The 11,194-nt window shown below is 40.8% G+C and carries 11 protein-coding genes and 1 tRNA gene; 9 read left to right on the top strand and 3 right to left on the bottom strand.

Annotated elements, in window-relative coordinates; translation table 11 throughout:
* Positions 1-78: 78 nt before the first annotated feature.
* The 3 genes from ACLN19_RS05635 to ACLN19_RS05625 all read right to left on the bottom strand — a co-directional run bounded on the left by ACLN19_RS05635 (position 79) and on the right by ACLN19_RS05625 (position 2,584).
* Positions 79-151, bottom strand: a tRNA-Lys gene (locus ACLN19_RS05635).
* Positions 152-412: 261 nt separating this feature from the next.
* Entirely contained in the window at positions 413-1,699 is a 1,287-nt protein-coding gene (locus ACLN19_RS05630) for a replication-associated recombination protein A (protein ID WP_413384180.1), read from the bottom strand.
* Positions 1,700-1,717: 18 nt separating this feature from the next.
* Positions 1,718-2,584, bottom strand: a complete 867-nt coding sequence (locus ACLN19_RS05625; protein WP_413384178.1) for a restriction endonuclease — start codon at positions 2,582-2,584, stop codon at positions 1,718-1,720.
* Positions 2,585-2,687: 103 nt separating this feature from the next.
* On the opposite strand from ACLN19_RS05625, the gene ACLN19_RS05620 reads away from it, so the two are divergent.
* From ACLN19_RS05620 to jag, 9 genes are all read left to right on the top strand, one after another.
* The gene (locus tag ACLN19_RS05620) at positions 2,688-3,119 is read left to right on the top strand and encodes a DUF3013 family protein (protein WP_413384184.1); all 432 of its coding nucleotides are present in this window, start codon (positions 2,688-2,690) and stop codon (positions 3,117-3,119) included.
* 37 nt (positions 3,120-3,156) lie between these two features.
* Positions 3,157-4,107 (top strand): 50S ribosomal protein L11 methyltransferase, encoded by a 951-nt coding sequence (prmA, locus tag ACLN19_RS05615; RefSeq protein ID WP_413384176.1) that lies wholly within the window; start codon positions 3,157-3,159, stop codon positions 4,105-4,107.
* Between the two features lies 1 nt (position 4,108).
* Entirely contained in the window at positions 4,109-4,852 is a 744-nt protein-coding gene (locus tag ACLN19_RS05610; protein WP_413384174.1) for a 16S rRNA (uracil(1498)-N(3))-methyltransferase, read from the top strand.
* 181 nt (positions 4,853-5,033) lie between these two features.
* Positions 5,034-7,217, top strand: a complete 2,184-nt coding sequence (locus tag ACLN19_RS05605) for a PTS transporter subunit IIBC (protein WP_413384172.1) — start codon at positions 5,034-5,036, stop codon at positions 7,215-7,217.
* Between the two features lie 114 nt (positions 7,218-7,331).
* A complete protein-coding gene (locus ACLN19_RS05600; protein WP_413384170.1) occupies positions 7,332-8,156 on the top strand; it encodes an endonuclease/exonuclease/phosphatase family protein in 825 nt (274 codons plus the stop codon).
* Positions 8,153-8,965 carry an endonuclease/exonuclease/phosphatase family protein gene (locus ACLN19_RS05595; RefSeq protein WP_413384168.1) on the top strand — a complete coding sequence of 271 codons (813 nt, stop codon included), beginning with the start codon at positions 8,153-8,155 and terminating at the stop codon, positions 8,963-8,965. The genes ACLN19_RS05600 and ACLN19_RS05595 overlap by 4 nt, the downstream gene beginning before the upstream one ends.
* A 122-nt stretch (positions 8,966-9,087) precedes the next feature.
* Complete coding sequence (gene rnpA, locus ACLN19_RS05590; RefSeq protein ID WP_413384166.1) at positions 9,088-9,447, top strand: ribonuclease P protein component; 360 nt, start codon at positions 9,088-9,090, stop codon at positions 9,445-9,447.
* Entirely contained in the window at positions 9,431-10,246 is an 816-nt protein-coding gene (locus ACLN19_RS05585; RefSeq protein WP_413384164.1) for a YidC/Oxa1 family membrane protein insertase, read from the top strand. Before rnpA ends, ACLN19_RS05585 begins: the two co-directional genes overlap by 17 nt.
* 11 nt (positions 10,247-10,257) lie before the next feature.
* A complete protein-coding gene (gene jag / locus ACLN19_RS05580; RefSeq protein WP_413384162.1) occupies positions 10,258-11,190 on the top strand; it encodes an RNA-binding cell elongation regulator Jag/EloR in 933 nt (310 codons plus the stop codon).
* Positions 11,191-11,194 lie beyond the last annotated feature (4 nt).

Genomic DNA, 11,194 nt, shown 5'->3' with positions numbered 1-11,194 from the left:
TAAGAAAAGCACCCCAATTGTTAGATTTTATGTCTAACTTTTGGGGTGCAGTTCAGAGGCTTTAAAGGGTGTTATAAATGCCCCCTGCAGGGCTCGAACCTGCGACCCATGGATTAAGAGTCCACTGCTCTACCAACTGAGCTAAGGAGGCTGAGTGCTGTATTGGCACCGTGATTCACGTTTTGTATTGAACCCGCACAAGATAAGCAGGTGGGCAACTCGCTCTAGCTTCAGCTGCTTCCGCGTGAAACGGCTTGCATGCTAGCTAGAAGACTTCTGTTTCCCGAAAATACAAAGAATAGTCGGTCAACACTCGATGTGAATTCGTATGCCACAGCAGATTTCTATGTTTCTATGATACCACTTTTTGGAGAAATTTCAAGGGATAATCATCAAATTCTCTTAAAAAGTATTAAGACTTAGGGTCTGTTGTCTGAGAGAGCTTATCAATAGCTTGTTTTGTGTTAGCGAGGGCTCTTTCGTATTTTCCAGTCTGGTTGGGTTCAAAATAGTTGGTGCCAATCAGCTTATCAGGAAGGTATTGTTGGTTGACCCATTTTTCAGGATAGTCATGAGGGTATTTATAGTTGATAGCATTTCCAAGGTCTTTACTCCCTGAATAATGCCCATCGCGTAGATGTCTAGGAATAGGAAGATTACCTTTTGTCCGAAGGTCACCGAGTGCTTTATCCATAGCCTTATAAGCTGAGTTTGATTTTGGTGAGAGAGCAAGGTCGATGACGATATTCGCGATGAGGATTCTCGCTTCTGGAAATCCAATCGATTTTGCAGCCTCAAGGGCAGTTACAGTATGGAGTTGAGCATCAGGGTTGGCAAGACCGATGTCTTCGTAAGCGATGACGATAAGACGTCTAGATAGGCTTTGTAAGTCTCCTGCTTCGATAAGTCGTGCTGCATAGTGAAGACTGGCATTGACATCAGAACCTCGGATAGACTTTTGTAGGGCTGAGAGGACATCATAGTGGGCATCTCCGTCCTTATCCATGGTAATGTAGCTTTTTTGAAGGCTATTTTGCACACTATCAAGTGTAATATGGCGCTCTTGTTTGTCGTCTTCTTTTGTGGATAATACAGCTAAATCAAGTGAATTAAAGGCAGAGCGCAAATCACCATTGGTTGCATTCGCGATAAAATCCAGCGCATCATCGTCTAGTATGACGGTATAGGGAAAACCACGTTCTTTGTCTGAGATAGCAAGTTTCAGCGCTTTTTTGACATCTGAGGTGGATAGCGGTTCTAATTCAAAAATCTGGACACGACTTCTAATAGCGGGTGTGACTGAGAAAAAAGGATTTTCAGTAGTAGCGCCTATCATGATGATACGCCCGCTTTCAAGAAGTGGTAGGAGAAAATCTTGTTTGGTCTTATCTAGGCGATGAATCTCATCTAAAAGAAGGACCAATCCTCCAGAAAAATGAGCCTCCTCAGCGATTTCTTGCAGTCTTTTTTTGCTGTCTATGGTTGCATTAAAAGTTCTAAAAGCATATTTACTAGTACCAGCAATAGCCGAGGCAATACTGGTTTTGCCTATCCCAGGTGGACCATATAAAATCATCGAAGATAAACGATTGGCTTCGACCATACGGCGGATGATTTTTCCCTCTCCGACAAGATGCTCTTGTCCAATGATATCATCAATATTAGTCGGACGCATGCGAAGCGCGAGATTATCTGGCATAGTGGCTCCTTTCTGTAATCATGGTTTTAAGTAATAGTCTCCAAGCTCGTAAGTGACAATTTTTTCGATATACAATTCATACTTCTCAACAAGTTCACATATTTTGTCCCCATCAATTAGGGTAATCACACGGCTTCCTTGCCGTGAGTTTTTGATGGCTTGTTGTGAAAAAGTAGAAGTGGTAATAAAAATACCGTATTCTGCATTATATTTATCCATTGCCCCTCTAAATTTATCTATCTCTGGTGAGGATACTGGATTTTCCCACTTTTTAGCTTGAATGGCGACACGATTAGTACGGAAGTCATCTTGACTGGTAATATATCCAAATCCATCTAATCCCCCATCGTTTGAGATTTGTACACCTATTTTTTCATCCATGGCAACTCCCATTTTGTGTATGAGTAGGCGGGAAAATTGTTCGAATTTAGCAGGGGAAAATTGTTTAAGAGCATTTAGGAGTTGAGTTTGCCACGTGGTATGTGTATCTTGATCGATTTGTGAAGTCTCTTTTTCGATGCTACTAAGAGGAGGAGTGGATAGTTTTGTTAAGTAGTATTCCAACTGAGGTGAAGAACTTATCGTTGTTCCCAACTCAGTCAAGGCAAATGTAGCTCGTGCAGGTTTGACAACGAGTTTAGCATTGATAAGAGCTCTCATAGCAAAGTTAAAATCGAATTCAAAAGGCTTATAGTATTGTTTCGTTTTCTGAGATTGTTTGGTATAGATGATATAATCTTTGTCGATAGTCTGGCTATTTATTTTTAAGGAATCATAGATATCTTTTTTGGTAGCGAGACCTCCTAGGTAGTTGAGGCTTTTGATAATTTCAGACATGACGATATGTTCTCGCTCTGCTTGTGTTAGCTGCTGTAAGTTTTTCATATGGGTTTGGTTTCCTTATATTATTTTCTTTCTAATATTGTACCAAAATTATGCTAGAATAGAGTAGTGTGACATGCATTATGAGATAGAAAGAGAGTATGTGATGGCAGCTTTTGGTTTTTTGTCTGTTTTAGAAGAAGAGATGGACAAGGTGTTTGAGTATGATTATGAAATCAATTGGGATAAGAAAAATCATGCTGTGGAATTGAGTTTTATTCTTGAGGTAGGGATTGAGGATGATGTCGTTGCGCTTGAAGAATTTATCCTATTTTATAATCCTAGTAAGTCCCATTTTGCTAAGGACGATTATTTGGTGGCTTTTCCTTATGAACAGAAAAAAGGTTTTTCACGAGAGTTTTTAGCTTATCTAGCAACTACCTTAAACGATTTAGCGCAAGAAGGTATTTCTGATATTATTGATTTTTTAGAAGATGAGACGGCAGAAGAGTTTACATTAGTGTGGGACGAGGCGACTTTTGAGCAAGGACGCTCTAAGCTAGTTGAGACAGATTTTTATCCTTATCCTAGGTATTAGTGTAAGCCGTATGATGCAATATAAAATGAGGTGATTCATGGAAATGTGGCAAGAATTAACAGTAGAGGTCGTAAGAGAAGGTGAGGAGCTGATTTCTAACCTTTTGATTGAGCTTGGGGCGCAAGGAGTCTCGATTGAAGACTCGGCGGACTATGTCAGAGATGATAATCCTTTTGGTGAGATATTACCTGCTAAAGAGCAATCTGATATTATTGCGGTGACGGCCTATTATCCTGAGACGGTCAATATCACTAGCCTAGAAGAAGCGGTGCTTATGCGTGTGTCTCAGTGGGATGATGTTTTGGATGGCACATCTGTACGTATAGCCCATAAGGATCTGGCAGAAGAAGACTGGGCTGAAAATTGGAAAAAATATTACGAGCCTGCTCGGATCACACGTGATCTTACGATTGTGCCAAGTTGGACAGATTATGAGGCAAATGATGGTGAGAAACTTATTAAGTTAGATCCTGGGATGGCATTTGGTACAGGGACGCATCCGACTACCAAGATGAGTTTATTTGCTCTTGAGCAAGTCCTTCGTGGTGGCGAGACGGTCATTGATGTAGGGACAGGTTCTGGTGTCCTCTCTATTGCTAGCTCACTTCTTGGTGCTAGTCGTATCTATGCTTATGACTTAGATGATGTGGCAGTGCGCGTGGCTAAAGACAATATCAACCTCAATGCTAATATGGCTAATATCCACGTAGGTGTAGGTGATTTGCTAAGGGGTGTGAGTGTCAAAGCAGACGTTATTGTAGCTAATATCTTGGCAGATATTTTAATCCATCTAACAGAGGATGCTTACCGTTTGGTTAATGACGAAGGGTATCTGATTTTGTCTGGGATTATTGAGCAAAAGCTAGATATGGTTCTTCATTCAGCTACTCAGGCAGGCTTTTTCCTTGAGACTCATATGATACAAGGAGAGTGGCATACCTTAGTTCTTAAGAAAACAGATGACATCTCAGGTGTTATAGGGGGCTAGTATGCAGCAGTATTTTGTAACAGGTGAGCCTCATAGCCCTTTTGTTGTGACAGACAAAGCGACAGCCAAGCATATGTTTCAAGTGATGCGTTTAAAAGGTGGAGATGAGCTTATCTTGGTCTTTGAAGATGGCATTAAGCGCTTAGCGAAGGTTTTGAATAGCCAAGAGCAGAGCTTTGAGATTTTAGAGCCTTTAGAGGACAACAAAGAGTTGCCTGTGCACGTTAGCATCGCTATGGGATTTCCTAAAGGCGATAAGCTTGAGTTTGTGGCACAAAAGGCAACAGAGTTGGGAATGGCTGAATTGTGGGCTTATCCTGCAGATTGGTCTGTGGTTAAGTGGGATCATAAAAAATTAGCTAAAAAAGCAGACAAATTAGCTAAAATTGTGTTAGGAGCAGCAGAGCAAAGTAAGCGCAATCGATTGCCTAAAGTGCAATTATTTGGGCAAAAAGAGCGTTTTTTTGAGGCTGTAAAACAAGCAGATGTGCTACTAGTTGCTTATGAAGAATCCGCTAAAGAAGGAGAGCGTCATCAGTTGAAAGAGACCTTGGCGCACCTCAAAAAAGGTAGCCGTGTTGTGATTGTCTTTGGTCCAGAAGGTGGTTTATCTGAACAAGAAATTGACCAATTGGCTAACTTAGGTGGTAAAATGGTGGGGCTTGGACCTCGTATTTTACGCACAGAAACAGCTCCTCTGTATGCTTTATCGGCGTTTAGTTATGCCTTAGAATTAGAAGATTAGATGTAAAAGCTCTCAAATGAGAGCTTTTTTGATTAGCCAAACAACTGTCTATAAATGACAAAAAATTAAAAAATAGCGTAAAAAATGTACAGAAAAGGTTTACAAATCCAAAAAATGTGATACAATAAAAGTACAAATGCAAACGGTTGCACTAACTAGCAATCTTTAAAGGAGTTTTAATATGAAACAGTTGTTCAAGAATTTGACCAGCTTTGAGTTTTGGCAAAAGTTCGGTAAAGCCTTGATGGTTGTTATCGCAGTTATGCCGGCGGCTGGTCTAATGGTAAGTATCGGTAATTCTCTGCCATTGATTAACGCTGATTCAACTATCCTATCGACAGTTGGTAACATCATCGCTCAAATTGGTTGGGGAATCATTAACAATCTACATCTTCTCTTTGCGCTTGCCATCGGGGGAAGCTGGGCAAAAGAGCGTTCAGGAGGTGCTTTTGCAGCAGGTATCGCCTTTATTTTGATTAACTTGATCACAGGGCATTTCTATGGTGTCAGTGTTGATCAAATCACATCAGGTGAAGGGACTGTTCACAATGTCTTTGGTGGAGCCATGCATGTATCTGACTATTTTGTCAATGTGCTTGGTCAGCCTGCACTTAACATGGGTGTTTTTGTAGGGATCATCTCAGGTTTTGTGGGCGCAACAGCTTACAATAAATACTACAATTTCCGTAAATTGCCAGATGCGCTATCCTTCTTTAACGGCAAGCGTTTCGTTCCTTTTGTTGTTATTTTACGTGCGACTATCGTAGCATTGATTCTTGCGATTGTTTGGCCACTTATCCAAGCTGGTATCAATGGCTTTGGTATGTGGATTGCAAGCTCTCAAGATACAGCACCATTCCTTGCGCCATTTCTTTATGGTACTTTGGAGCGTCTCTTATTGCCATTTGGACTCCACCATATGTTGACTATTCCGATGAACTATACGCAACTTGGTGGTACTTATGAGGTGTTGACAGGTGCTGCTCAGGGCACACAAGTACTAGGGCAAGACCCTCTTTGGTTGGCTTGGGTAACTGACCTTATTAATCTCAAAGGTGCTGGTGATACAGCAGCCTACAATGATCTTTTAAATACTGTGACACCAGCTCGCTTTAAAGTGGGTCAAATGATTGGTGCTTCTGGTATCCTTATGGGACTTACGCTTGCGATGTATCGTAATGTTGACGATGATAAAAAGCGTAAATATAAATCAATGTTCTTGTCTGCAGCAGTAGCGACGTTCTTGACAGGTGTTACTGAGCCTATTGAGTATATGTTTATGTTTGCAGCCCTACCACTTTACCTTGTTTATGCTGTCGTGCAAGGGGCTGCCTTTGCTATGGCTGACCTTGTTCATTTACGTGTTCACTCATTTGGTAACATTGAGTTCTTGACACGTGTTCCTATGGCGATTAAAGCTGGTCTGTTATGGGATGTGTTAAACTTTATTTGGGTGACCTTCTTATTTGCTGTTGTGATGTACTTTATCACAAACTTCATGATTAAGAAATTTAACTTGGCAACATCAGGGCGTAATGGTAACTACGATGATTCTGATGTAACGACAGATACAGCAACTGCAGGTATTGACATGCCTGTCAATTCACAAGTCGTAACAATTATCAATCTTCTTGGTGGAAAAGGTAATATCGCTGATGTGGATGCTTGTATGACACGTTTACGTGTTACTGTCAATGATGTTAATAAAGTTGGTAGTGAAGAGGCCTGGAAGCGTGCAGGTGCTATGGGGCTTATTATTAAAGGTTCTGGAGTACAAGCTGTCTATGGTCCTAAGGCAGATGTCCTTAAATCAGACATTCAAGACTTGCTAGATTCTGGTGCTGATATTCCAAGTATTGACCTTGAGCAAGTAGAAGACAAGGCAGTAGCGGCTAGTCCATTTAAAGGTGTGACTGACACAGTGGTCTCTGTCTCAGATGGTGAGGTTATTCCGATTACGGATGTCAAAGATCCAGTCTTTTCACAAAAGATGATGGGTGATGGGTTTGCCGTTGAGCCTGAAAATGGAAATGTTTATTCTCCTGTTTCAGGTCTTGTGACTAGCGTCTTTCCAACAAAACACGCTCTAGGCTTATTGACAGATAATGGTCTTGAGGTCTTGGTACACGTGGGACTTGATACAGTGGCTCTCAATGGTGCACCATTCTCAGCTAAGGTGGCTGATGGTCAACGTGTAGAGGCGGGAGATCTGCTTTTAGTGGCTGACCTTGATGCGATCAAGACAGCAGAACGTGAGACAACTATTATTGTTGCCTTCACCAATACTGCTGAAATCAAGAGTGTCACTCTTGATAAAACAGGTAAATTAGCAGCTAAAACAGCCGTAGCAACTGTTGAGCTCTAACAAGATGGATGACAAAGAGTTTGGATAATATCCAAGCTCTTATCCTTTTAAATGACTCTTAGCAGGATAAGCGGTAAAATAGAGAATAACAAGTAAGGTAAGAGAGGATATCGTATGGCAAAGGTTTTAACCCTAAATACACATGCATGGATGGAGGACAATCCTTTAGACAAGATGATGACTTTAGCTCAAGATATTATAGAGCAAGATTATGACATCATCTGCCTACAAGAAATCAATCAAGAGATGACATCAAAGCCTGCTGAGCATACGACATCGTACCAGGCGCTAGCAAATGCTCCTGTGCTTCATGAGGATAACTATGCTCTGCAGCTTGTTGAGCATTTAGAAAAAGAAGGAAAGACCTATCATTGGTCTTGGGCTTACAATCACATCGGCTATGATAAGTATCATGAAGGAGTTGCTATCTTGTCTAAGGAACCCATAGAAGCTTATGATATTTTGGTGTCTGATGTGGATGATGACACGGATTATCATACAAGACGGACTCTAGCTGCTAAGACGCAGCTGGATGGTCAAGAAGTGCTAGCTGTTAGTGTGCATCTGTCTTGGTGGGATAAAGGATTTCAGTTGGAATGGGCTAAACTTGAAGAGGCTCTACTTAAGCAAGATTTGCCTGTTATCATTATGGGTGATTTTAATAATCCTTATGATGAGTCAGGTTATCGTCGTATTTTAGAGAGCCAGCTACAGCTAAAAGATAGTCATACCGATGCTCAAAAAGTTGTGGGTGATTATACGATTAAAGCTGATATTGATGGTTGGGAAGGCAACAGTGCTAACCTCAAAGTTGATTATATTTTTACGAATTTAGCTTGTCGTATCAAGGTTTCTGAGATTGTTTTTGACGGAGGTAGCTTACCTGTTGTCAGCGATCATTTTGGCATTAGGGCGAGTTGGCAAAGGAGCCTCGTATGAAATGTCTGACACTTAATGCACATTCTTTTAGAGAAGAGCTTCCTTTGAAGCGGTTGTTTGACCTAGCCGAGCATATCTTGGAAGTGGACTATGATGTGATTTGCCTGCAAGAAATCAATCAAGCTTTATCGACACCTGTAGCAAAAGATTTGTCTCATTTTACAGCTTTGGCGGACTTTCCTAGTGTTCATGAGGATAACTATGCCTTATATTTAGTCAATTATTTAAAACAAAAAGGTCAGCGCTATTACTGGTCTTGGGTTTATAACCATATCAGCTATGATACCTATAATGAGGGGGTAGCTATTTTATCTAAGACTCCATTTGAGGCGCAGAGTCTTTTGGTTTCTGACAAAGATGATGAATTTGACTATAATACAAGGCGCGTACTGATAGCAAAGACGACGATTGATGACAAGGCACTTACGGTTGTCAATTTACATATGTCTCCTGAGGAAGCAGGTTTTCAAAAAGAATGGCAGCGCTTAGAGGAGGTCTTGATGAAAGAGTCAAAACCCTGTATTGTGTTAGGTAATTTTAATGTAGACACCAATAGTGATGGCTATAAGCGTATTTTGGCTAGCCCGCTAGATTTAGCGGATTGTCATATGGTTGCTAAAGATACCAGAGGGGAGTTTACAGTGTGTCGATCCTTGGAGGATGGGACTTATAAGGAAGTGATGATGGATCATGTCTTTGTTAGTAAGGCATTTAAAGTAGAGCTATCTTGTGTGTCCTTTGATGGCGGTGATGCTCCTGTGGTTAGTGACCATTATGGTCTGACAGTGGATGTGTCTTTAAAAGAATGACAAAAACCAGACTTGGTCTGGTTTTTTATGTGCTGTTGATTAGAAAAATGGAGATGATACTGTTTTCAGGGAAAATTTATGCTATAATGAATAGAATAGCAATAGAAGGTTTGGAGTGGACTGTGAAGAAAACATATCGTGTGAAAAGTGATAAAGATTTTCAGCAACTTTTTCACAGAGGCAAGAGTATTGCCAATCGAAAATTTGTGATTTATCATTTAAAAACTAGGGATGACCACTTTCGAGTAGGCCTGTCTGTTAGTAAAAAATTAGGCAATGCAGTAGTGAGAAATCGTATTAAGCGTCGGATTCGTCATATCTTGCAGGAGTGTAAGCCCTATTTACAGACGACTGATTTTGTTGTTATTGCTAGAAAAGGTGTCGAAGAACTAGATTATCACGACATGGCGAAAAATCTCAAGCATGTCTTGACGTTAGCGACTATTTATGAGGAAGGTAAAACAGGTGAAAAAAAAGACTAAGTTAGTAGGATTAGCTGCTTTAGTGCTAATCTTTTTATCGGCGTGTGGTCGTAGTGATGTGACTAGCCAATCAGGTGGTGCTTGGGAGAGAATTGTCTATGCTTTTGCGAGTGCTATTCAGTGGTTATCATTTGGAGGAAGTGTTGCGATTGGGATTATTTTATTTACAATCCTATTGCGTACCGCTCTAATGCCACTTTTTAGTAAGCAAATGGCATCAAGCCAAAAAATGCAAGAATTGCAGCCTAAACTTAAGGAATTGCAACGCCAGTATGCAGGACATGATACTGACAGCCGTATGAAATTGGCAGAGGCCTCTCAAGCGCTCTATAAGGAAAATGGAGTTAACCCTTATGCTAGCTTTATTCCTTTATTGATACAGATGCCTATTTTGTGGGCGCTTTATCAAGCCTTGACACGTGTTTCGTTCTTAAGAGAAGGAAGCTTTTTGTGGCTAGACTTAGCAAAGCCAGACCCTTACTTTATTCTTCCGTTGCTAGCAGCCTTTTTGACCTTCTTATCAACTTGGTTGACCAATAAAGCAGCGCCTGAAAAAAATATGGGATTGACCTTGATGACTTATGGTTTTCCTATTCTTATCTTTCTATTTGCTCTTAACTTTGCTAGTGGGGTAGCCTTATATTGGACTGTGTCAAATGCTTTTCAAGTCTTTCAAATTATGCTTCTTAATAATCCGTTTAAGATTATTGAGAAGCGAGAGGCAGCTGCAAAAGAAGCCAAAGAGCGTGAAGCACGTATTCGCCGTGCTAAGAAAAAAGCGCATAAAAAACGCAAATAAGGAGTTTATCTATGGTAGTCTTTACAGGAAAAACGGTCGAAGAAGCGATTGCTACTGGACTTGAAACCTTGGGCTTAACACGCCTTAAAGCACGTATCAAAGTGATCTCTCGAGAAAAAAATGGCTTTTTAGGCATTGGTAGAAAGCCTGCTCAGGTGGATATTGAGGTTTTAGACAAGGTGGTGCATGAGGAGACGATGCCACAGACACACAAGAAGGTGACTTCGATTGCCGAGCACCTTCCTCGTGAGTCGGCCTCACAAAGTGAGACAATGACAGTCGTTGATGCCAGCCTTGAACCTCTAGCCTTTAATCCTGAAGATGTCTCTGAGCGAGATGATTTAGTAGTAAAACCAGTTGTTTTTGAGACAAAACAATCAGACGCTAAAAATAGCAGTGAGACAGGTGATGTTGACCAAGACGATCAAGAGACTGCTAGAAAAGAAGATACAGTAGTATCAGAGGTGAGCCCATCGTCTGGATCACAAGATAGTATTGAAGAGGCAGCAGAGGAAGTGCGTGCTTATGTGGATAATATCCTTTATGAGATGGATTTAGAGGCGACTATTGAGGTGACTTATAAGCGTCGTCAGATTAGTTTACAAATAGAGACAACAGAGCCTGGACGTGTGATTGGTTACCATGGGAAAGTATTAAAATCCCTTCAATTGTTGGCTCAGAATTTTCTTTATGACCGTTATTCAAAGAGTTTTTCAGTTAGTGTCAATGTTCATGATTACGTCGAACAACGCACAGAAACCTTGATTGAATTTAGCAAAAAAATTGCTCATCGTGTCTTAGAGACAGGTGAGGACTTTATCATGGATCCTATGACAAATAGCGAGCGCAAGATAGTTCATAAGGCGATTGCTCATGTTGATGGGGTCAAGAGTTATTCGCAAGGAAATGATCCCAACCGTTATGTCGTTGTTTCTGTAAAATAAAAAG

The organism is Streptococcus lishijunsis (assembly GCF_047290665.1).
Classification (GTDB): Bacteria; Bacillota; Bacilli; order Lactobacillales; family Streptococcaceae; genus Streptococcus.
The sequence above is the reverse complement of the archived record's forward strand: the minus strand, read 5'-3'. Positions and strand labels throughout refer to the sequence as shown.